We start from the raw sequence: 20980 nt of genomic DNA, 5'->3' as shown, positions 1-20980 counted from the left end.
GGTTACTTCTTGTCCAGTTCGGCAAACACTTCCTTGGCGTTACGGAAAGCGTCCACGCCGGCCGGCACGCCGCAGTAGATCGCGACCTGCATGAACACCTCGCGTATCTCCTCGCGCGTGGCGCCGTTGGTCAGGGCGCCCCGCACATGGGTTTTGAGTTCCTGCGGCCGGTTGAGCGCGCACAGCATCGCAAGGTTGAGGAAGCTGCGGGTCTTGTGCGTGAGGCCGTCGCGGCCCCAGACATAGCCCCAGCAATATTCCGTCGTGAGGTCCTGCATCGGCCGATTGAAATCATCGGCCGATGCGATCGCCTTGTCGACGAACTCGCTCCCCAGAACGTTCTTCCGGATCTGGAGGCCTCGATCGTATGTTGCCTTGTCCATGTCGGTATCCAATCTTGAGCTAGTTTTTCGGCCAGAATGGCTGCGACAGCGCCAGTTGCGGCGGGAATACCGTGACCGGTACGCCGGTTTGCCACTGCACGATCGTCATGCCGGCGCCGACGCGGCGACCCTTCGCGTCGAACTTGATTTCGCCGAGCGGGTAATATTTCGAAGGGCCGGCATCCATGGTGCGCAGCGCGTCGGCGACCGCAACGCGGTCAGCCTTGCCGGCTTTCTCGAGCGCGTCCTTGATCACCCACATGTCGCCATAGGTGGAGATCGCGTTCTGCGTCATCCATGGCTCCTTGTAGCGGGTCTTGAGTTCGGCGATCAGTGCCTCGTGACCCTTGGCGCCCCAGCTGGCGACGCAGGTGAGCAGGCCCTGCAGCAATTCCGGGCTGACGGTCTGCAGCATGTCGGGTTCGGCGATTGCGATGCCGAACGAGATGGTCGGAATCTTGCCTTGTCCGAGGCCGAACTCATTCATCTTCTCGAGCAGCAGCTTGGCGTCGGAAATCACCGTCGGCAGGAAGAACAGAAGATCAGGTTTCGCTGACCGGATTTTTTGAACCAGCGGGGTCGCGTCGGCGAGCGGTGGCGTGAAGGTTTCATCGACGATCAGCTGCAGGCCGTTTTCGGCGAGCAGTCCGTCGCGCATCGCCTTTGCGGAAGATACCGACGCTGCGGTGTTGTCGGTGATGATCGCGACCGTTTTCGGTTTCTTGCCGGAAGCAGTTTCCGCAAGCTTCACGATCTGCGGCAACGCCTGTCTTGCCTGCGATCCCGCTGTCGCCGAGGTCTGGAACACATACTTGAAGCCGCGGTCGGTAATCAGGTCGGAGTAGGAGAGGGTGAGGACCGGAAGGTTGGCCCGCTCCGTGACCTCTGTGACGGCCAGCGTGAACGAACTCAAATAGGCTCCGCTCGCAGCCACCATGTCGGTTTCCTGGGCGACCATCCGCTGCGCGGCGTTCTTGGCCTTCTCGGTGGTGTCGCCGGAATCGAGCACGACCAGCTTGAGCTTGGCGCCGCCCAGCGACTTGATGCCGCCCTGCGCATTGATGTGCTCGACCCCCATCTCGGCGCCGTGGCGCATCACGGCTCCGGGGCGCGCATAAAGGCCAGAGATCGGCACCAGCAATCCGACTTTTACTTCGGATGCTTGCTGTGCCCACACACGAGACGAGATCAGACCGGCGGATGCGCCGGCGAGTAAACTACGCCGTGTCAGTGCAGATCGGGTATTCCTTGTCATGACAATTCCTCCCTGAAATCTTTGTTGACGACATGATGGTCAGGACTTCTTCGGCCAGAACGGGGACGCTTGAGCGAGGTCGGAAGGGAACACGGTGACGGGTACGCCGTTCTGCCACTGCACGATGACGACGCCGGCACCGACACGGCGGCCCTTTTCGTCGAACTTCAACTGGCCGCCGGGATAGTATTTCGCGGGCCCGCCATCCAGGGTGCGGAACGCATCGGCGACGGCGAGGCGGTTGGCCTTGCCGGCCTTTTCAAGCGCGGCCTTCATCAGCCACATGTCGCCGTAGGTCGAGATGAAGTTCTGAGTCGCCCAGGGCTCCTTGTACTTGGCCTTGAGCTCGGCGATGATGTCCTCGTGTCCCTTGCAACCCCAATTGGCGACGATCGTCATGATGCCCTGGACGACTTCCGGGGTGACGCTTTGCAGCATGTCCGGCTCGGCAATGGTGATGCTGAAGGACACGGTCGGAATCTTGCCCTGTCCGAGGCCGAACTCGTTGATCTTCTCCAGGCCGAGCTTTGCGTCGGAGACCGCGTTCGGCATGAATAGCAGCAGGTCGGGCCTCGCCGACCTGACCTTCTGGATCAGCGGCGTGGCGTCGGAGAGCGGCGGCGTCCAGACTTCCTCGACCACGAGCTGAAGGCCTTCCTGCGCGAAGAGTTTCTCTTTCAGCGCTTTGGCGGTTGCGACCGAGGTTGCCGTATTGTCCATCAGCATCGCGACCGTCTTCGGCCGCTTGCCGGCGGCCTTTTCTGCGAGCTTCATCAGTTCGGGCAGACCGAGTTGCGATTGCACACTGGCGGGCGCGGCGGTCTGGAAAATAAACTTGAACCCGCGATCGGTCAGCAAGTCCGAATAGGACAGCGTCAGGACAGGCAGTTCGGCGCGTTCGGTGACTTCAGTCACCGCCAGTGTAAAGGAGCTGAGATAGGAGCCGGTCGCCGCAACCAGATCGGGCTCCTGCGCCACCATGCGCTGTGCCGCGTTCTTGGCCTTTTCGGTGGTGTCGCCGCAATCGATCACGACGAGCTTCATCTTCGCGCCGCCGAGCGATTTGATGCCGCCTTGCGCGTTGATGTGCTCGATGCCCATCTCGGCGCCCATGCGCATCACCTGACCCGGGCGGGTATAGATGCCGGATAGCGGCACGATCAGGCCAACCTTGACCTCGGCCGGCGCTTGCGCGCGCGCCATCGTCGACAGGCCGATCGCCGCCGCGCCTGACAGCACGGTTCGCCGCGTCAGCGACGTCTTCGAGATCTTGTCGGCTGCGTTGTCCTCAATCTTGTCCTGGCCCATTTTCGTCCTTCCAATGGTGTTGTTGTTGTTGGTTACATGCCGAGATAGGCCTTGCGGATGCGGTCGTCCGCCCGCAAGGTTTCGTTGTTGCCTTCGAGCGCGACGCGGCCGGCTTCGAGCACGTAGCCGTGGTCGGCGGATTCGAGGGCCTCCGCCACGCGCTGTTCGACCAGCAGGATGGTCAGGTTGGATTGCCGGCGGATTTCGATCAGCCGTTCGAAGATGAAATCGGCGATGGTGGGCGCAAGGCCCATCGAGGGTTCATCCAGCATCAGGAGCTTGGGCGAACCTGCGAGCCCGCGGCCGATCGCCAGCATCTGCTGCTGTCCGCCGGAGAGCGTGCCCGCGAACTGGCCGCGGCGCTCGGCCAGGATCGGCAGCCATTCGAAGATGCGCTCGATGTTGAGTTTCCAGTCGCGCTGGCCGGCCTCGGTCATCGCGCCCATTTCGAGGTTTTCCATCACCGTGAGCGAAGGAAAGACCTGACGGCCTTCCGGGACGTGGGCGATGCCGAGATGCGCGCGTTGCGACGGCCGGATCGCCAGCAGGTCGTGATCTTCGAATGTGATCGTTCCCGCGCTCGGCTGCACGATACCGGAAATCGTCTTGAACAGCGTGGTCTTGCCGGCGCCGTTCGGTCCGACGATCGCGACGAACTGGCCTTCGTCGACCTTGATCGAGACGCCGTTCAACACGGGAATCGCGGAATAGCCGGCGGTCAGCCCTTCAATTCGGAGCATGGGCCACCCATTTTTTGCCGAGATAAGCCTCGATGACGCGGCTGTCGCGCGTGACCGCTTCGGGTTCGCCCTCGACGATCACGGCGCCGTGGTCGAGCACCAGGAAACTGTCGACCAGGCGGACCATCGCCTGCATCGTGTGTTCGATAATCGCGATCGTCATGCCGTCGCGCGCAAGCCGCTGAATCACCGCCACGACCTCGTTGGCTTCGTCATGTCCGAGGCCTGCGAGCGTCTCGTCGAGCAGCAGGATGCGTGGCTGTCCGGCCAGCGCGCGAGCGAGTTCCATCAGCCGCAATTCCTTGGTCGTGAGTTCGCCCGCGATGCGCTCGGCGATCTCAGACAGTCCGACGCGGGCAATCGCATCGGCCGCCAGCTTTCTGGCCTCGGCATCGGTCTCGGCGCGCACATAGGCCCCGACCACGACATTGTCCGAAATCGACATGCGCAGGAACGGGCGCATGATCTGGAAGGTGCGGCCGATGCCGGCCTCGCAGAGTTCGTGCGGCTTGCGGCCGGACATCTCGCGTCCGTCGAGCAGAATCTCGCCGGTACCCGGCCGCAGGAATCCGTTGAGCAGGTTGAACAGCGTGGTCTTGCCGGCTCCGTTGGGACCGATAATTCCGAGGATCTCGTTTTGTCGCAGCTTGAAGCTGACATCCTGCACGGCCTTCAACCCGCCAAAGGAACGCGACAGGTTACGGACTTCGAGGACGACATCGCCTGTCCCGGCGGGTCGTTTGGCACGCGCTGGCGCCGGTGCGGCGGGGGCGGCAGTCGCGACCGAAACATCCGGCGCGCTCGGCTTCGCCGCAGCCGATGGCGCCGACCGCTTGCGCAGGAAGTCACGCACTTTCCAGAACAGACCCTCAGGGGCGAGCAGGATGACGCAGATGATCGCGAGGCCGTAAATGACCCCCTGAATGCCGGGAAAGCGCGAGCCCGCTTCGGCATTGAGTGTTTCGGCGAGCGGGATCAGGATCACCGATCCGATCACCGGACCCCAGACTGTTCCAACACCGCCGAACATGGCGACCGTCAGCGCCTGTGCCGATACCAGCATGCCGAACACGGATTGCGGGGTCACCACCAGCAACACGACAGCGTAGAACCCGCCGACAGCCCCGGCGATGGCGCCGCTGAGTGTGACGGCACGGAGCTTCCAGGCCAGCGTGTTGATCCCGGCGGCCTCCGCGGCCGCCTCATTTTGCTTGATCGCAAGCAGCGCCATGCCGAAGCGCGACCGTTCGATCGCCCGTGTCAGCAGGATGGTGCCGAGCATCATCGCTAGCGCCAGCAGCGTGTAGAGACGGTGATCGGTGAATTGCATATAGGCGATCGGATTGTCGCGCTTGATGGGCAGCGTCACTTCCTGCAGGCCGAGCCATTCGAACACGTAGAGGATCGCGAGCGGGTAGGCCAGCATCGCCAATGCGAAGTAGTGCCCCTGCAGGCGGAAGGTCGGAAAGCCGATCAGCAATCCGGCGATACCGCCGAGAACGGCCGCGATGGGGATCGTCACCCACGGCGACAGGTCGAAATGGATCTGGCAGAGCACGACGGTATAGGCGCCGACGCCGAAGAAGGCGGCGTGGCCGAACGAGATCAGCCCGGTGTATCCGCTCAGCAGATTCCACGACAGCCCGAAGATCGCCCAGACAGGAACCAGCGTCATCACCAGCTGGTAATAGGAATTGGTCACGCTCAGCGACACCGCGGCATAGAGCGCGGTGAAGACGAGGATAGGCAGCAGTGAACGCCATCCGTGCATGGTCATGTCCTCTCGACCATGCGTCCGAAGAAGCCTTGCGGACGAAAGAAGATGATCAGCAGGAACACGACGAAGATCGCGGCGTTCTGCAATTGCGTCGGCAGGATCAGCGTCGACATCTGCTGCACGAGGCCAATCGTCATGCCGCCCCAGAAGGCGCCGATGAGGCTGCCCATGCCGCCGAGCACGACGCCGGCATACATGACGATGACGTATTCGACACCGACGAAGGGATGGAATGGATAGTTGGTGGCGAGCAGGCCGCCGGCAATCGCGGTGATTCCGGTGCCGAGCGCGAAGGCGATGCGGTGCGCGCGGTCGACGTCGATGCCCATATAGGTCGCCGCGGTAGGGTTATCGGCGGCGGCGCGCAGCGATTTTCCGATCCGCGACCGCGTGATCATTAGCGTCAGCAGCAGCATCGTCACCAGCGAAACGACGGCATCTATCCCGCGCGCCTTGTTGATGAAGACGCTGACGTCATAAACCATCGGTCCAAGCTCCCACGCCGAACTCGACAGCGGCGTCCGGATCGAGGCCAGTACGGAGCCGAACACGAGCAGGCCGCCATTCTGCAGGATCAGTGCGATTCCGAGCGTCAGAATGAGCTGGGCATAGTGACCTTCGCCCTCAAGCGAGGAGGTGCGCATGCCTGATACGCGCGATATCAGAGTAAGATGGACGAAGTAACCGAACACGGCCAGCACCGGGCCGGCCAGCAGGATCGCGACGAATGGCCCGAAAGTGTTGCCGAATGTCGCCTGCACGCCGAACGCGGTGAAGAAATAGAACGCGGCATACATGCCGAGCATCATGAAATCGCCCTGGGCGAAATTGATCACCCGCATGACGCCGAAGATCAGCCCGAGCCCGACGCACATCAGGCCGTAGACCGCGCCGATCAGGAGTCCGGCAGACAGTGCTTGCAGGAAGCCTTCCAGGGCCTGGGTCACTGAAAACCTCTCGTGCGGAGGGAGGATCGGTGTTTCGTGCCGGCCATCGCTGTGGCTGTTTTGGCCATTTCCGGTTTGAACATTTTGCTCCCCAGTTTCAGTTTGTAGTTATCGATCATGATGCCGGTCGCAGTCGCTGCCCGGACGGTTCAAGCCGACACCGGGCGGCGATGAGGCGGCTGTCCGGAAGCGCTGTGCAGTTGTTCACCAACTCCTCCAGATGCAGCGCGGGCTTGTCGCCGATGACGCCGGAAGCAGCACGCCGAAAGCGGCTGCGGATTTCGTCCGGTGTGGCCGCGATCACGTTGTCGAGGCGGTGGTGGATGATCTTTCCATTGCGCAGGCCAACAAGGATCTCGGCGCCCTGGTTCGCGGGAAATGCGGCGGAAAGATCAGGCGCGCTTTGCAGCTCGGTCCGCTCGACGAGGCGGAGTGTCCTGGGATCGTCGATGTCAGCGTAGTTTTTTTCTTCAAGCGCGCCGCGCGCCAGCACGGCGGCGACGCTGAAGGGAATGCTCATCTTGGCCTGCAGCGCGTTGTGAAAGGGCCCTTTCGAATCGCAGCCGGGGTAACGGGCCGCGGCTTCCGGCACCCGAATGGCAACGGTCGCGATGTCGTCCGTTGATCCGAATTCGCGCGCGGCGCGCAGGGCTGCCTGCGCTGCGGTTTGCGCGAAATTGCAGGCGGGAGCCGGCTTGTTGTAGACGGCCATGATTTCCGGCTCGGCGCCGGTGAACAAACGGATATCGTCAGGGGCGGGCCGGCGGCCGAAGGCGGCGAACAATCCGGCTTCGCCCTCGAGAATCGTTTCCGAAGCGAGGGCGCCGGCCTCCGCCAATTCGATCGCCGCAATCGCGTTACGCGCTGCAAAGCCCGGGTGGAAATACATTTCGGAGCCGCCGGCGCGCGGCCATTCGTTCAGGCCGGCCGATGTGTTGGCGGCAATGGCAATGGCGCTGGTTGCGGCATTTTCGGTAAGGCCAAGGGCATAGCTTCCCGCTAACGCTGCGCCGAGTGGCGTCACAAGACCGGTCGGCCGGTAGAGGCGGGCGAGATCGGAGGTAAAGAGCGCGCGGCCGATCTGCGCGCCGGTCTCATAGCCGATGATTGCAGCAGCAAGCAATGTCGCGCCTGATAGCGGCGTTCGTTCCGACAATGCGAGCAACGTCGGCCAGATCACCACGCCATGGTGGCAGATGCTGGCGGCGTGCATGTCCTCGCGCACCAGGCCGTGGCCCATGGTCGCGTTGGCGAAGGCCGCGTCGCCAGGCGAGGCGCGAGTGTGGGTGCCGATGACAGTTGCGCCGTCTCCGACCTCGCGCGCGATACCGATCGCCTGGCGGCTCCACGGGTGATTGCGCGCCTCGAATGCGCAGGAGAGAAAATCGAGGAGGCAGATTTTTGCCTTGGCGATGACCTCAGCGTCGAAACGGTCGGGGGCGACGGCAAGCGCGGTGCGCGTCAGCGCTCGCGCCAACGAAACCTCGCCTGGTCCGCTCGATCCGATCGTCATGGCCATCGCCCCTCGCGCCGGTGGCTTCGGTCTAGCCGCGCATTTCGACGCCGGCCCATTCCTCAAGCACTTTGGCGATCGAGGTGAAGTCGGATGACGCGCCATACTTGGCATTGGTAATCGCGAGCATCTGCCTGACGACCGAGCCGCAGACCATCGGAACGCCCATCGCTTCGGCTTCATCGACGCAAAGCCGGACGTCCTTGTAGGAGAGGCCGGTGGTGAATCCGAAATCGAAGGTGCCGGGAAGCACGGCGCGGGGGAATTTGTCTTCGGAGGCGCTGTTGCGCCCGCTGCTGGCGTTGATGATGTCGATCAGCACCTTGGCGTTGACGCCGCCCTTGACGCCCATCGCCACCGCTTCGGAGGTAATCACCAGAGCCGCAGCCGCCATCAGATTGTTAGCGAGTTTCGCGGTTTGTGCGGTGCCCGGCTTGTCGCCGGTGTAAAACAGCTTTCCGAAATGTTTCAGGATCGGCTCAACCCGGTCATAGGTCGCCTTCGGGCAGGACACCATGACCGCGAGCGTGCCGTTCACCGCGCCCTTGATGCCGCCGCTGACAGGCGCATCGACCAGGGTCAGGTTCCTCGCTTCAAATCCCTTCGCGATCAATTTGGCTGCGCCGGGTCCGGTGGTGGACAGGTCGATCAGCACCGTGGCGCGGTTTCCGGCAACGATTCCATCGGGCCCCAGCGCAACCGCCTTGACGATATCAGGGGTGGGCAGACTGCAAAGCACGATATCGGCGCTCGATGCGACTTCGGCGGGTGATTTCGCAAGCCGTGCGCCGCGCGCAACCAGCGCCTTGGTCGCCTCGCTCTGCGAATCGTAAATGCACAGCGAGTAGCCGGCATCGAGCAGGCGCCCGGCCATCGGTCCGCCCATGCGGCCCGTTCCGACAAAGCCGATTGTTTCCGCTGCCATGGTTCGCTCCCTGTCGCGCCGCAAGCCGGGGCGCATTCTTGTTCTTGCCGCACCGGAGGGTTCCCCGGTCGCGTTTCGCCGAATTTCCAGATTGTCAGTCAATCTGTCAAGCATAAGATTCTTGTCGACAGGCGATGTCGCGCCGGAATAGGGTCGGAAAAACAAGGACCGAGGAATTCACTCAGTGCGGCAAGATGAAGCGCAAGGCGCCGGCACGACATTCGCCGATTTCGTTGCCGGCACGGTGTGGGTGGATGTCGCCGCGCAAAGTCACGAAGCGAAACGCTCGATCCTGAACTTCTTCGCGACCGCGCTCGGGTCGGCGAATGATCCCGCCGTCACTGCCGCGTTGCGCACGTTGTTGCCGTTCAGCGGGGCCGCGACATCCGCGGTCATCGGTCGTCCGGAACGGCTCGATGCGCTGGCTGCGTCGTTCGTCAACGCGGTTTCGGCCAATCTGCTCGATTTTGACGATACCCATCTGGACACCATCATTCATCCGGCGGCACCTGTTGCAGCACCGGTCCTGGCATTGGCGCAAGCGCGGGGATTTTCCGGGCAGGCTGTGCTCACGGCATTCATTCTCGGCGTGGAGGTCGAATGCCGCATCGGCAATGCGGTGTCCCCCGGCCATTATGCGCGCGGCTGGCACATCACCTCGACCTGCGGGGTATTCGGTGCGGCCGCAGCCTGCGCCAAGCTGCTCGGGCTTCCGGCGGACCAGGTTTCAAATGCGATCGGAATTGCCGCCAGCCAGTCGGCCGGGATCATCGAGAATCTCCCGAGCGCCGCCAAGAATGTCAGCGTCGGCAACGCGGCGCGCAACGGCCTGTTCGCAGCATTGCTTGCGGCCGAGGGCTATTCCGCATCGCCCCGGGCCATTGAGGGACCGTTCGGTTGGGCCCGCGCCATGGGAGACGAGCCTGATCTTGGGCGATTGACCGGCAGCCTCGGCAAGACATGGGAGATCGCGAAGAACTCCTACAAGCCCTATCCGGCGGGTATCGTGTTTCACGCCGTGATCGACGCCTGCTTCAATTTGCGTGCGAAGCTGGGCGGGCGCATCGATGATACCACCTCCATTACGGTGCAGGGCTCAGCCCTTCTGCTCGCGCGCGGCGACCGGCCGGTTGGCAACGAACGCGACGCGCGGGTCAGCATCCATCACTGCGCCGCCTGCGCGCTGTTGGTGGGGGCGGCCGGCGTCACCGAGTTCGCGGACGCGACCGTATTTCGGCCCGACATCGTATCCCTGCGCCAGAAGGTGCGGGCTGAGCTTGACGCTTGGCTTCCGGATGGTGCTGCGCGTGTCATCATCCGATTGACGTCGGGTGAGACGCTCACCGAGATCGTGATGCAAGCGAAGGGTAGTCTTGCCGATCCGCTGTCGGATCGGGATATCGAGGCGAAACTGCGCGATTGCGCGCGGCTGGGCAGGACTGATTGGGATATAGATCGCATCATCGATGGTGTCTGGCGTCTCGACGAGCTCGCGGACGCCTCAAGCCTGATGGGGGCGCGCGGCTGAGCCGCGCCGCCTTGAAAAACAGTTCTCAAACAATGAAAGGAACCAACGATGACTGAGTTGTTCGACAAGGGCCTGAAGGTTCGCAAGGAAGTGCTCGGCGAGGATTACGTCAACAAATCCATTGCCGGCGCCGATGAATTCACCCGGACGATGGCGGAATGGTCGACCGAATTTTGCTGGGGCGCTCTGTGGACGCGGCCGGGTCTGGACCGTCGTACCCGCAGCATCGTCAATCTGGCCATGCTCGGTGCGCTGGGCCGTCCCCACGAACTGAAGCTGCACGTAAAAGGGGCCCTCGTGAACGGGCTTACAAAGGACGAGATCAAGGAGATCCTGCTTCAAGTCGCCGTCTATTGCGGCATCCCTTCGGGAATCGATGCCTTCCGAAACGCGCGGGAGGCGTTCAAGGAAGTGGAAGAGCAATGACGCAGCCGTCAGGGCAATCATTAAGGGGCAAGAGATCATGTCGCGGTCTGCCGTTCAGTACCGCGGCATCCTCAGCGCCGAGTGGGTATGATTTCCGCGGAGTCCCGACGGTTCTTGCGCCAACGAGTCGCGCGTTGTGATCAGGGCTTGCTCTTGGATGCGACAAGCTCAGGCATCAGGGATTTGAGCCTTCGAGAAATAGCCTGACGGCGTCAACGACGACGTCATCGAGCTGCGTCGGCGTCGGACTTTGATAGACGAAATGCCGGATGGCTATGTAGAAGATGCGGCCATGCAAGGACATCGTGACGCTAGTTGTGACCGCAGGCGGCGATATCGATCGGCTGTTGCACAATTGGGCGGAATGAGAGCGGCGTAGGCCACACTGACGGCTCGCTCATCTGAAGAAATGCACAAGTCCGATGCTCAGGCCGAGCAGCAGGAGCAGCGACAGCGTGACCGCGGCGGTGACCCTTCCACCGACCGTTGAGAGAACGCGCACATCGACACCAAGCCCGAGGGCTGCCATCGACAGCACGGTGAGGATACCAGCGGTTTTAGTCACCGGCGCGACCGCGATGTCCGGCACGAGCTGAAGCGAGCGCAGCGCGGCGAGCACCAGAAAGCCGATGATGAACCACGGCACCAGCTTGAACGGGCTGATCGCAACCGCCCTGGTCGCGTCGGCATGGCGCTTGCGGCGGTGCGCGGCGACGAGCGAGAGCCCGACCACGATCGGCCCCAGCATCAGCACGCGCACGAGTTTCACCAGCGTGCCGATCTGCGTGGCGACGATACCGGCGGGGACGGTCGCCGCCAGCACCTGCGGAACGGCATAGACGGTAAGGCCCGCCAGAATGCCGTATTGCGTCGCGGACAGCGCGAGCAACGGGATCAGGAGCGGCAGGCCCAGCACCATCAGGACGCCGAGGATCGCGGTGAAGGAGATCGACGAGGCGACATCGTCGCCATCGGCGCCGATCACGGGCGCCACCGCGGCGATTGCCGAATTGCCGCAGATCGAATTGCCGCAGGCGATCAGGATCGACATTTTGGTCGGCAGGCCGAGCATCCGGCTGAGGCCGTAGCTGACAGCCAGCATGATGATGACGGTAGCGACGATCGCTGCGACCAAAAGGTAGCCGGACGCCACGATCGCGGCAAAGCTGACGGAAGCGCCGAGTAACATGACGGCGACCTCGAGCAGCTGTTTGGCGCTGAAGGCAATGCCGGAGCGCCAGCGCTCGGAGGGGTGCCAAGCAGTGCGAATCGCCATCCCGAGCAGGATCGCGATGACGAGCGCTTCGACATAGGGGTGGGCGAAGATGTGCTCTTCGACCAGTTGGGCGCCAAGCGAAACGGCGGTGATCGCGCCGCAAAGTGCGATGCCGGGAATGAGGGCCAGGCGGCGGCCGAGCTCGCCTGGTTCCGACCTTATCCCGTCGGTCTCGTGGTCTTGTTGCGGCACATGCCCCCCGTTTTGGAGAACAGTTTATGCGCCGGCCTGCTCGGCTTCACCAATAAATTTTCGATTTAGCGAGGCGGGGAGAGTGTTTTTCTTCCCGCTTCAACCGGGGCGGGCGTATCGCGTGCCCCTAGAGCAACCCGAACAGGCCCTGTGCCCACGCCACGGCCTGCCCGAAGCTGAATGCGCCCGGTTCGAAGTACATCGCGCGTGCCAGCACGATGACGCCAACCAGCCCCCAGAACAGCCCGACACCGGCCGATTTCAGCCAGCTCGGCGCACGCTCCGGCGCGGCCGCCGAATCGGCGGTCGGGACCAGTTCTCCAAAGGGATCGAAGGCGGGCGAGCTCATGGCGGCTTCCATTGAACGAGCCCCTAATGTCGCCCAGTTCGGCCCGGAAGCAAGGGTAGCGGTATGCAATCTGCGGCCAGAACGTGGAAGCCCCTTTCCCGCTGCCGTTCCGGGGTAGGTTTTTCTTCTCCTGGCCTCCAATTCATGCCGCTTGACCCGGCCGTATTCCCAGCCACACTGGTGCGAATCCGAAACAGGAGCCGCCCATGGTATTTCTCATTACCGCGCTCGATACATCGGGAACCGTGACCTTGCGGCGGGAGTCGGTGCTGGCCGCGATGAAAAAGGCCGACGAACTGATATCGGACGGCTGCTGGGACGTCGAAATCGTGACGCCTGACGGCGCCACCTACCATTCCGGCGAATTTGACCAGTTGAGAGAGCGGGTGTCAGGCCGCCCAGCACTGCCCGGCGCCGTCGACGCGCAGCACCTGTCCTGAGACGAACGCCCCCATCGGGCCAGCGAACATTTCGACGACGCGCGCGACTTCATCGACGGTGGCGATGCGGTCGAGCGTGCCGGTTTCGACCAGACGATTTTGGTCGACTGCGCGCGTGCCCATGAAGCGGCCGGTGCGGGTGTCGCCCGGCGCGATGCAGTTCACATTGATGTCGTAGGCGCGCAGCTGGTCGGCGAGGCAGCGCGTGTAATGCGTCATGCCGGCCTTGGCGACGGCGTAGATCGAGCCTTTGGTGCGGCCCTTGAAGGCCGCGACCGAACCGACGGTGACGATGCGGCCCTGGCGCCGTTTCATCATCTCCTGCGCTACCGCCTGGCAGGTCAGGATCGTGCTGAGCAGGTTGCGATCCAGCACCGCGCGTACGTCCTCTTCCTTGATCGTGATGGCGTCGTTCGGATCCGGCTTGCCGCCCTTGGCGGCGATGTCGCCGCCGGCATTGTGGACGAGGATCTCGATCGGCCCCAGTTCGCGCGTCGTGGTCTCGACCACGCGGGCGATGTCGACGCCTTGCGTGAGATCACCGAGCACGCGAACGGTGCGTACGCCATGCGCCTTGGCGACATCTTCCGCGACCGCGGTCAGCGTCGATCCCTCGCCATATTCGGCCGGTCCGTTCTCGCGCATGCCGTGGATCGCGACGTTGGCGCCCATCGCAGCCAGTTTTTCCGCGAAAGCGCGGCCGAGCCCGCGGCCCGCGCCGGTGACCAATGCAACCTTGCCCTCGAGCGTCCGTGCGCCGTCGCTGGGTGTCATGATGTCTTCTCCTGGATGTGAATGTGTCAGTGTGACCGGGGGCGGCATCCGCGGGTGCCGGAACGCGCCTTAATTCTTGATCGCATAGAGCGGCGTCCTCACCGTCAGCTGATAGGACGGCTTCGGCGTCCAGGCGATCTGCGCGGTGACGCCGAACAGGCGGTTGTCGTCGTCGTCCATGCGGTCGAGATCGAGCCGTACGATCGGCTGGGTGAAGGCCGGGAACGGCGTGAGATTGAGAAGCTGCGCGCCGCCGAACGATTGCACGCCGAAGCGGCCGGTCAGCTTCCAGTTGTTGTCCCACTGATAGTAGCCGCCGAGATAGCCGACATAGCCAGGCTTCACTTCAGCGAATATGGAATCGACGATGATCTTTGTGTATTGCGCGCCGGCGAGCAGTCCCCGCGTTTCGTCCGGATTCAGCGCGTAGCCGAATTCGAGGATCGTATTGTAGGAGGTCGTCGCCAATGGCGCGTCGGAAATCGATCGCGATGCGTTGCTTTGTATCGTCACCGTTGGAAACATGCCACCGTTTTGCTGATAGAGGTCGGCCTGAAAGCCGACCGTAAAACCGTAGATATCGAACGACGACCAGGGCAGGCTGCCCGATTGGGACGAAGCGCCGCTGACGCCACCATAGACCGACAGCCACTCGTTGACGTCCACCGTCACGGGAATGTCGAGATTGATGCTGCGGCTGGCCGGGGAGGACAAGGTCCCGAGCGATGTCAGGTTCGACAGCGTCGACAATAGTGGCGGCGCGTTGAAGCCGATCGAGAGCGTACCTGCCGGCAGGGTGGTGTAGATCGTCCGCAAGTCGAGATAGATGTTCGGCAATACCGGCTTCGGCTTGGCCGGCTCATCTTCATCCTCGCCATTGTCCTTGCCAGACGCGAGCCCGGACCAGCAAAGCGACAGCAATATCCCGAGTGCCAGCCGCAGGCCGGTTCGCGCCGGCCGGGTGTGCGCAAATCTCATTTTCAATCGAACTTGCACCGGCCCACTCGCATCCAGGGCAGCCGCTTTTCCGGCAACAGCTACGCAGGTCCCATGATAACGGATTTGCGGACGCCGCACCATGAGGACCAGGTGAGCCTTATCGGCCGTTCTTGTCCGCCGCCTTGATGGCCACCGCCAGCGCCAGTTTGGTCTGCTCGACGATATCTTCGACCAGTTCTTCCCGGCTGACATTGGCAAGTTGGCCGGTGAGAAGTCCCTGTTCGGCCAGCATGACCACGCCGTGCAGCGCGGCCCAGATTTGCAGGGCACTGCGTTCGCGCAGCAATCCGACCGCGGGCGCTTCGAGGGATTCCAGCAGCAGCTCGAAGGTTTCCATCGCGGCGACGTGCAGCTCGCTGCCCTTGGGTGCGCATGCCATGATCCGTGAGGCGAACATCAGGCGGTAGACGCCGTTGCGGCGTAGACCGAAATCCAATGTGGCTTGCGCCAGCCGCGACAGCTTCGAACGCCTGGAGGGTTTTCCGATCGACTCGCGCAGGATGGCGTTGAACTGGCGGAAGGCTTCGGCCGTTACCGCCGTGAGCAGGCTCTCGCGGTCGGCAAAATGCTTGTAGGGAGCCGGCTGCGAGACGCCGAGCCTCTTGGCCAGCGCACTGATGCTGATCGCTTCGGGGCCGCCGAGTTCCACTTCCCCGAGCGCGGCCTGAACCAGGGCATCGCGGAGATCCCCATGGTGATAGGTGTTGAGCGCTTTACGTGCGGGGCGAGGCGGCATTCAGTGTAATGATCTATAACTTTCCGCTTGACAGCACAACGGCGACAGCAATGTAATAGGATATAACTTGAAGAGGCGGACCGGCCGCGGCTGGCAGCGCCCAAATCAAACGAGGAAATGCGGCGCGCCACTCGAGCGCGCACGGCTTGAAGGAGCGCTCGCCATGCCGGGAAAGCTGAAGATCCGCGTCGACCAGGACAAATGTCAGGGACACGCACGCTGCAAGTCGCTGGCGCCGGAACTGTTCGAGCTCGACGAATTCGGCAATGCCCATGAAGTCGGCGACGGTTCGGTCCCCGCGGGCATGGAAGACAAGGCCTGGCTCGCCCAGACCAATTGCCCCGAAATCGCGATCGAAGTGCAGGAAGAATAGCGGCGATAGTCCGGTCCTGAAATCAAGCTCGTCCTGAACGAACCAAGCAAAAGGAATTTGCGCGATGTCCGATTCCGTCAGCATGATGCCCGAACATCCTCCGGTCACCGACTGGGTCAACGATTTCGATCATACCGATCCGCGCTGGACCGAGAATCCGTTTCCGATCTGGGACGAGTTGCGCAGCGAATGCCCTGTCGTGCACACCAAGCGTTTCCTCGGCTGCTATCTGCCGACCACCTATCAGGCGGTGAAGGAGATCGCCTACGACACCGAGCATTTCTCCTCGCGGCGCGTCATCGTGCGCGACGTGCGGCCGGAAGTGCAGCGCAACGCCGCGCCTCCGATCACCTCAGATCCGCCCGAGCACAAGCCCGCCAAGCAATTGCTGCTGCCGCCGTTCACGCCGGACGCGATGACGAAACTGGAGCCGCGGGTCCGTGCCATCTGCAACGAGCTGATCGACGAATTCATCGAAGACGGCCAATGCGACGCCGCGGCGCGCTACACCAAGCATGTTCCGGTGCGCGCCATCGCGCACATGCTCGGCATTCCCGAGAAGGATGGCGATCTGTTCGTCAAGTGGATCCACATGATCCTCGAGCTCAGCATCAAGAACGAGAGCATGCTGGTGCAGGCGGTGCAGGAGATGACCGCGTATTTCACCGGCCATATCGAGCATCGCAAGACGCATCCGACCGACGATCTGATCTCGACCCTGATGAAGGCCAAGGACAAGGACGGCAATCCCCTGGAAGATTCCCAGGTGCTGGGTTCGCTGCGCCTGCTGCTGATTGCCGGCATCGACACCACCTGGAGCGCGATCGGCTCCTCGCTGTGGCATCTGGCGAACACGCCCGCGGACCGCGACCGCCTGATCGCGGAGCCGGAACTGATGCCGAGCGCGATCGAGGAATTCTTGCGGGCCTATTCGCCGGTCACGATGGCGCGCGAAGTGATGAAGGAGACCACCATCAGCGGCTGCCCGGTCAAGCCGGGCAACATGGTGCTGCTGTCGTTCCCGGCGGCCAACCGCGACCCCGCGATGTTCCCCGATGCCGACAAGGTGGTGATCGACCGCAAGGAGAACCGCCATGCCGCGTTCGGTCTCGGCATTCACCGCTGCGTCGGCTCCAACCTCGCGCGCATGGAAATGACGGTCGCGATCGAGGAATGGCTGAAGCGGATTCCGGACTTCAGGCTCGATCCGGCCGGCAAGGTCACCTGGTCGGAAGGTACGGTGCGCGGCCCGCGCCAGCTTCCGGTGCTGTTCGGCAAGAAAAACTGAACCTGCTTCGGGCGCGGCGTGCCGGCAATTCGGCCGGATCGCCCGCGCGTTCACTTGATCTCGATTTTGGCTTCTCTGGCGACCACCCTCCAGGCCTCGATGTCGCGCAAATTGATGTCGCGCTGCCGGTCTCCGGGGATGAAGTCCGCGGTGACGCCGAGCGCGAGCAGCCTTTCGGTCATGTCCGCTTCGGCGATCGACTCCTGCAGTGCTGCTGAAAGCTTCTTTGCGGCGATGTCGGGAATGCCTGCGGGCGCGTACATGACCCAGGACAGGCTGCGCTCAAAATCGATCCCCTGGTCCTTGTAGCTTGCGACTTCAGGCAGGCTTGGCGAGCGATCCCCGCATGTGCCCAGCGCCTTCAATTTTCCATCCTTCACCAGCGGCGTCGCCGTCGCCATGTCGAGGGTGCCGAGCGAGATGTGACCACCGATCATATCGTTGGCAAGCTTGGCCGCGCCGCTGAACGGGACGTGTTCGAGCTTGATGCCGGCCTTCTGCGACAGGATCTCCGCGCAGAAATGTCCGGTCGAGCCGACGCCCCACGTGCCGTACTGGATCTGATCGCCTTTCTTCGCCATTGCGATCAGGCCGCGCAGGTCGCTGGCCGGAAAATCCCTTGAGGCTACCACCAGGATCGCCGACGTTCCGATGCGGCCGATGACCGCGAAATCCTTGATCGGGTCATAGGACAGGTTCGCATAGGACGCGGGCGCAAGGACGTGGGTGGTCATGCCGCCGATCATGATGGTGTAACCGTCCGCCGGCGAGGTCGCGACCATCTGCGTGCCGATGGTGCCGGCCGCCCCCGTGCGGTTCTCGACGAAAATGGTCTGCCCCAGGCGCTTGCCCATCTTGTCGGCCAGCAGCCGGCCGATCACGTCACCGCCGCCACCGGCCGCGAACGGCAGCAGCATCTTGATTTTTCTGGAGGGGTAGTCCGACGCATCTTCGGCTCGTGCCGCACAAATGGCCAATACGAACGTCAGCAATGTCAGCAGCATTACGCGGAACTTCATACGCAACTCCCTTGGGTTTCCCGGTGTTTTCTTTTTTGATGGTCGCCAGAACAGGCAGGTAAGCAGGGCAGATTCTCAAATCATTTGGCGCGCGGCTCGGCGCAGGAATGTCGAAGGATGAATCGGGTCGGCAGATAAATCGGCCTGGTGTCCTGGGCCTGATCCCCGTCGCGCACCCGCTCAAGCAGGGTTTTTGCGGCGATCCTGCCGATTTCGCTCAAGTCCCATGTCAGCGTGCTGATTGCCGGCGTCGCGTGCCGGGCCAGATCCGTGTCGCCGATACACACCAGCGAGATGTCGCTCGGATAGCGAATGCCGTTACTGGCGAACGCGTCCATCACGCTTGCGAGCATATGCGTTCCCAGCGTGATGATCGCCGTGGGCGGCGCAGGCCCCTGCAGCAACTGGCAGACGTCGCTGAAGGCGATGCCCGAGCCGTGCACCTGCGGGCGGACGAGATCGAGATCGACATCAAGTCCGGATTCAATATGCGCCTGCCGATATCCGGCTACTCGCTCCGTACTCGGCAGCACCGCCGCAGGCCCGGTCAGCAGCGCGATACGGCGATGGCCAAGGCGGATGAGATAGCGCGTCACCTCAAAGCCGCCGCCGCGATGATCGGCGCGCACCGACGGCGCGCCCGGCACCTCGCGGTCGATCCCGACACAGGGCAGGTCGAGCGTGGCCAGCGCGCTGGTGAAATCCTTGTGAGTGTTGTCTCCGGCGAACAGCAGCAATCCATCCATCCGCCGCCGGCGCACCGCGGATATGAAAGCGGTCTCGCGTTCCTCGGCGTGCCGGGTTGCGCCGAGCATCAGGACGTAGCCGGCGCGTTGCAATTCCTCTTCCGCGGCGTTGACCATCTCGCTGTAGAGCGGGTTGGAGATATCCGAGACCATGCAGCCGATCGTGTTGCTCGCGCGCGAGCGCAGCGCCTGCGCGGCGGAATGTGGCTCGAACCCGAGTCGGTCCACCACGCGCATGATCCGGGCGTGCAGTTCAGGACTCGTATGCGGCTCGCGGTTCAACACCCGGCTGACGCTAGAGACCGACACGCCGGCTTGCGCGGCGACATCGCGGATGGTCGGGCGCAGGGATGGAGTCGGCTGGGTTCTGGCCATCGGTCCTGCGTGCCCGCTGTCTCGTCCTAAGCGCCCGGATTCGTTTGGATTCGAACTCTGGCAGATCAAAATCGACGTGTTACTGGAAACGTTATTTGAGGTACTTTACCTATTAATATTGACATCATTGGAAACATCAAGCTCAATCGTGGAAACGTTTCCAAGAACAGCGCCCGACCGGGCTGGGAGGATTTGGCGTGAACGGGCGGAGCGCATGAAACGGCGGGTCGAAGGCAAGGTCGCGCTGGTGACCGGCGCCGCCAACGGGATCGGGCGCGGCGCGGTCATCGTGTTGGCGCGCGAGGGCGCGAAGATCGTCGCGACCGATCTGCAGGACGAGAACGGCGAGCGCCTGCTAAGCGAATTGCGATCGGCCGGATGCGCGGCGGAATACTTCCATCACGACGTGACCAGCGAGGAAGACTGGCAGTCGGTGATAACGAGGACGAAGGCGCGGTTCGGCCGGCTCGACGTTCTCGTCAACAACGCCGGGATCGGTCTCTCCAGTCCGGTCGTCGACATGTCGCTTGCCGATTGGCGCCGGCAGGTTGCCGTCAACCTCGATGGCGTCTTCCTCGGCGTCAAAACCGCGCTTCCGCTGATGCGCGCAGGCGGTGGCGGCAGCATCATCAATGTTTCCTCGATCGCGGGAATCAAAGCCTCGCCAAACGTGTCCGGCTATTGCGCGACCAAGGGCGGCGTCCGTCTGTTCACAAAATCCGTCGCGCTGGAATGCGCCGCTGCCAAGGACGGCGTGCGCGTCAACTCGCTTCACCCCGGCATCACCGAAACCGCGATCTGGGATACGCTGATCGGCACCGCCGAGGCAGGCTCGAATTCGGGACCGCCGCGCGGACCGACACTGGACAAGCTGACCGAACGCGCGGTGCCGCTCGGGTTCAAGGCGATGCCGGAAGATATCGCCAATGGTATTCTGTGGCTCGCCAGCGACGAGAGCCGCTACGTCACGGGCACCGAGCTCGTGATCGACGGCGGCCGTTCGATCGGCTGACGGGAAATGATGCCGCGGCGGTCCGCAATAGGCGGACTAAGGTCCGCGGCAACGGAGGTAAACATGAGTCGCATTTTTGGCGCCGTCTGTCAGAACGGATATGTGGTGCGTGACATCCACGCCGCGATGGATCACTGGATCAACGTGATGGGCGTCGGGCCCTGGTTCTATATCGACCGGGTCAAGACCGACTATTTCCGTCACCGCGGTGCCGAGTCCGGCGTGGAGATGAGCATCGCGCTCGCCAATTCCGGCGATCTTCAGATCGAGTTGATCCAGCAACGGAATGACGCGCCTTCCATGTACAAGGAGTTTCTCGATTCCGGGCGCGAAGGAATGCAGCACATGTCGTACTGGACGAGGGAATATCAGGCGCTCTACGACCGCGCGTTGTCGCTGGGCTACAAGGTCGGGCACGAGGGCCAGATCGGCGGCGAGCAGGGCCGCTTCTGCTATTTCGATACGGAATCCCATCCCGGCACCGTGATCGAGATCTCCGATATCAGCGGCGGAAAGGGACGCTTCTTCGAGCACATCAAGCAGATCGCGGCCGCCTGGGACGGCTCCGATCCGATCCGTGACGTCAGAGCTCGCTGATC

General features: G+C 62.9%; 22 protein-coding genes. 7 read left to right on the top strand and 15 right to left on the bottom strand.

Going from position 1 to position 20980, the window contains the following annotated elements:
• Window positions 1–2: 2 nt before the first annotated feature.
• The 8 genes from JQ609_RS14185 to JQ609_RS14150 form a co-directional block, all read right to left on the bottom strand.
• Window positions 3–383: a carboxymuconolactone decarboxylase family protein gene (locus JQ609_RS14185; protein WP_212273860.1), complete on the bottom strand. Its 381-nt coding sequence runs from the start codon at window positions 381–383 to the stop codon at window positions 3–5.
• A 19-nt stretch (window positions 384–402) separates the two neighbouring features.
• Window positions 403–1638 (bottom strand): ABC transporter substrate-binding protein, encoded by a 1236-nt coding sequence (locus JQ609_RS14180; RefSeq protein WP_212273859.1) that lies wholly within the window; start codon window positions 1636–1638, stop codon window positions 403–405.
• Window positions 1639–1677: 39 nt separating this feature from the next.
• Window positions 1678–2946 carry an ABC transporter substrate-binding protein gene (locus tag JQ609_RS14175; RefSeq protein WP_212273858.1) on the bottom strand — a complete coding sequence of 423 codons (1269 nt, stop codon included), beginning with the start codon at window positions 2944–2946 and terminating at the stop codon, window positions 1678–1680.
• 32 nt (window positions 2947–2978) lie between these two features.
• On the bottom strand, window positions 2979–3686 hold the full coding sequence (locus JQ609_RS14170; protein ID WP_212209149.1) for an ABC transporter ATP-binding protein: 708 nt from the start codon (window positions 3684–3686) through the stop codon (window positions 2979–2981).
• Window positions 3673–5463, bottom strand: a complete 1791-nt coding sequence (locus JQ609_RS14165; RefSeq protein ID WP_212273857.1) for an ABC transporter permease subunit — start codon at window positions 5461–5463, stop codon at window positions 3673–3675. The genes JQ609_RS14170 and JQ609_RS14165 overlap by 14 nt, the downstream gene beginning before the upstream one ends.
• Window positions 5460–6398, bottom strand: a complete 939-nt coding sequence (locus tag JQ609_RS14160; protein ID WP_211996673.1) for a branched-chain amino acid ABC transporter permease — start codon at window positions 6396–6398, stop codon at window positions 5460–5462. Before JQ609_RS14160 ends, JQ609_RS14165 begins: the two co-directional genes overlap by 4 nt.
• Before the next feature lie 127 nt (window positions 6399–6525).
• Window positions 6526–7923 (bottom strand): MmgE/PrpD family protein, encoded by a 1398-nt coding sequence (locus tag JQ609_RS14155; protein ID WP_212273856.1) that lies wholly within the window; start codon window positions 7921–7923, stop codon window positions 6526–6528.
• 31 nt (window positions 7924–7954) lie between these two features.
• Window positions 7955–8884, bottom strand: a complete 930-nt coding sequence (locus tag JQ609_RS14150; protein ID WP_283813850.1) for an NAD(P)-dependent oxidoreductase — start codon at window positions 8882–8884, stop codon at window positions 7955–7957.
• Window positions 8885–9032: 148 nt separating this feature from the next.
• Here JQ609_RS14150 and JQ609_RS35770 point away from each other — a divergent pair, with 148 nt between their 5' ends.
• Together JQ609_RS35770 and JQ609_RS14140 are read left to right on the top strand one after the other, a co-directional pair.
• Entirely contained in the window at window positions 9033–10376 is a 1344-nt protein-coding gene (locus JQ609_RS35770) for an MmgE/PrpD family protein (protein ID WP_212273855.1), read from the top strand.
• Window positions 10377–10424: 48 nt separating this feature from the next.
• Complete coding sequence (locus JQ609_RS14140; protein ID WP_192734580.1) at window positions 10425–10802, top strand: carboxymuconolactone decarboxylase family protein; 378 nt, start codon at window positions 10425–10427, stop codon at window positions 10800–10802.
• A gap of 397 nt (window positions 10803–11199) precedes the next feature.
• Here JQ609_RS14140 and JQ609_RS14135 read toward each other — a convergent pair whose 3' ends face one another.
• The gene (locus JQ609_RS14135) at window positions 11200–12270 is read right to left on the bottom strand and encodes a putative sulfate exporter family transporter (protein ID WP_212273854.1); all 1071 of its coding nucleotides are present in this window, start codon (window positions 12268–12270) and stop codon (window positions 11200–11202) included.
• Window positions 12271–12397: 127 nt separating this feature from the next.
• Window positions 12398–12619: a hypothetical protein gene (locus JQ609_RS14130; RefSeq protein WP_212209154.1), complete on the bottom strand. Its 222-nt coding sequence runs from the start codon at window positions 12617–12619 to the stop codon at window positions 12398–12400.
• Window positions 12620–12825: 206 nt separating this feature from the next.
• Here JQ609_RS14130 and JQ609_RS14125 point away from each other — a divergent pair, with 206 nt between their 5' ends.
• Window positions 12826–13059 carry a hypothetical protein gene (locus tag JQ609_RS14125; protein ID WP_192740622.1) on the top strand — a complete coding sequence of 78 codons (234 nt, stop codon included), beginning with the start codon at window positions 12826–12828 and terminating at the stop codon, window positions 13057–13059.
• Here JQ609_RS14125 and JQ609_RS14120 read toward each other — a convergent pair.
• The 3 genes from JQ609_RS14120 to JQ609_RS14110 all read right to left on the bottom strand — a co-directional run bounded on the left by JQ609_RS14120 (window position 13009) and on the right by JQ609_RS14110 (window position 15568).
• Window positions 13009–13833: an SDR family NAD(P)-dependent oxidoreductase gene (locus JQ609_RS14120; protein ID WP_212273853.1), complete on the bottom strand. Its 825-nt coding sequence runs from the start codon at window positions 13831–13833 to the stop codon at window positions 13009–13011. The two genes, JQ609_RS14125 and JQ609_RS14120, sit on opposite strands and share 51 nt — an antisense overlap.
• A 69-nt stretch (window positions 13834–13902) precedes the next feature.
• Window positions 13903–14811: a hypothetical protein gene (locus tag JQ609_RS14115; RefSeq protein ID WP_212273852.1), complete on the bottom strand. Its 909-nt coding sequence runs from the start codon at window positions 14809–14811 to the stop codon at window positions 13903–13905.
• A gap of 118 nt (window positions 14812–14929) precedes the next feature.
• A complete protein-coding gene (locus tag JQ609_RS14110) occupies window positions 14930–15568 on the bottom strand; it encodes a TetR/AcrR family transcriptional regulator (RefSeq protein ID WP_212209157.1) in 639 nt (212 codons plus the stop codon).
• Between the two features lie 163 nt (window positions 15569–15731).
• On the opposite strand from JQ609_RS14110, the gene JQ609_RS14105 reads away from it, so the two are divergent.
• Window positions 15732–15941, top strand: coding sequence for a ferredoxin (locus JQ609_RS14105; RefSeq protein WP_212273851.1), 210 nt, complete (start codon window positions 15732–15734; stop codon window positions 15939–15941).
• Between the two features lie 64 nt (window positions 15942–16005).
• Window positions 16006–17229 carry a cytochrome P450 gene (locus tag JQ609_RS14100; protein WP_212273850.1) on the top strand — a complete coding sequence of 408 codons (1224 nt, stop codon included), beginning with the start codon at window positions 16006–16008 and terminating at the stop codon, window positions 17227–17229.
• A 50-nt stretch (window positions 17230–17279) separates the two neighbouring features.
• Here the strand turns inward: JQ609_RS14100 and JQ609_RS14095 are convergent, their stop codons facing one another.
• Both JQ609_RS14095 and JQ609_RS14090 read right to left on the bottom strand, forming a co-directional pair.
• Complete coding sequence (locus JQ609_RS14095) at window positions 17280–18248, bottom strand: tripartite tricarboxylate transporter substrate binding protein (RefSeq protein ID WP_212273849.1); 969 nt, start codon at window positions 18246–18248, stop codon at window positions 17280–17282.
• An 80-nt stretch (window positions 18249–18328) separates the two neighbouring features.
• Complete coding sequence (locus JQ609_RS14090; RefSeq protein WP_212273848.1) at window positions 18329–19369, bottom strand: LacI family DNA-binding transcriptional regulator; 1041 nt, start codon at window positions 19367–19369, stop codon at window positions 18329–18331.
• Window positions 19370–19583: 214 nt separating this feature from the next.
• On the opposite strand from JQ609_RS14090, the gene JQ609_RS14085 reads away from it, so the two are divergent.
• The gene (locus JQ609_RS14085) at window positions 19584–20381 is read left to right on the top strand and encodes an SDR family NAD(P)-dependent oxidoreductase (protein WP_212273847.1); all 798 of its coding nucleotides are present in this window, start codon (window positions 19584–19586) and stop codon (window positions 20379–20381) included.
• 63 nt (window positions 20382–20444) lie between these two features.
• Window positions 20445–20978 carry a VOC family protein gene (locus tag JQ609_RS14080; RefSeq protein WP_212273846.1) on the top strand — a complete coding sequence of 178 codons (534 nt, stop codon included), beginning with the start codon at window positions 20445–20447 and terminating at the stop codon, window positions 20976–20978.
• Window positions 20979–20980 lie beyond the last annotated feature (2 nt).

The organism is Bradyrhizobium sp. AUGA SZCCT0169 (assembly GCF_018130085.1).
Lineage (GTDB): Bacteria > Pseudomonadota > Alphaproteobacteria > Rhizobiales > Xanthobacteraceae > Bradyrhizobium.
The sequence above is the reverse complement of the archived record's forward strand: the minus strand, read 5'-3'. Positions and strand labels throughout refer to the sequence as shown.